Origin of the sequence: Ochrobactrum sp. SFR4, from assembly GCF_019730395.1 — a bacterium.
Lineage (GTDB): Bacteria > Pseudomonadota > Alphaproteobacteria > Rhizobiales > Rhizobiaceae > Pseudochrobactrum.
In genome coordinates, this window is sequence record NZ_JAAPBB010000207.1 from 1 (window position 1) to 456 (window position 456).

At 54.6% G+C, this 456-nt stretch carries 1 protein-coding gene; it reads left to right on the forward strand.

Annotated features, from left to right (window positions below):
* Positions 1–456: response regulator (locus HBA93_RS18630; RefSeq protein ID WP_221724293.1), on the forward strand; the 456-nt coding region annotated here is incomplete at both ends.

Genomic DNA, 456 nt, shown 5'->3' on the forward strand with positions numbered 1-456 from the left:
TGGACGGGATTGAAGCGACCCGGCAAATCCGTAAAACATGGTCTTCGGAGCAATTGCCGATTATCGCCATGACGGCACATGCCTATGAAGAAGAACGGCAGAAATGTTTTGCTGCGGGTATGGATGATCATATTGCCAAACCGGTTGATCCTTTCCTGTTGGTGCGTACACTGAACCGCTGGCTCAAGCCACGTGCCAAGAATGCAGCACTGCAGGCGGAAGCCAGTGCGGCACCTGCAGCAGCTCCAAAACCTGATCTGCCGGATAGTCTGCCGCCGTTTGATCTGGCAAAGGCCTTGCCGCGCATGAACGGAAAAACGGCTTTGTTGCGCAAGCTGATCATTGATTTTGGCCAGCGATTTGCAGGGGCGACAGAAGAACTGCATGACCAGATCAGCCGTGGTGCATTGGAAGATGCCCGTCGCAGTGCGCATACGCTGAAAGGTGTGGCCGGAT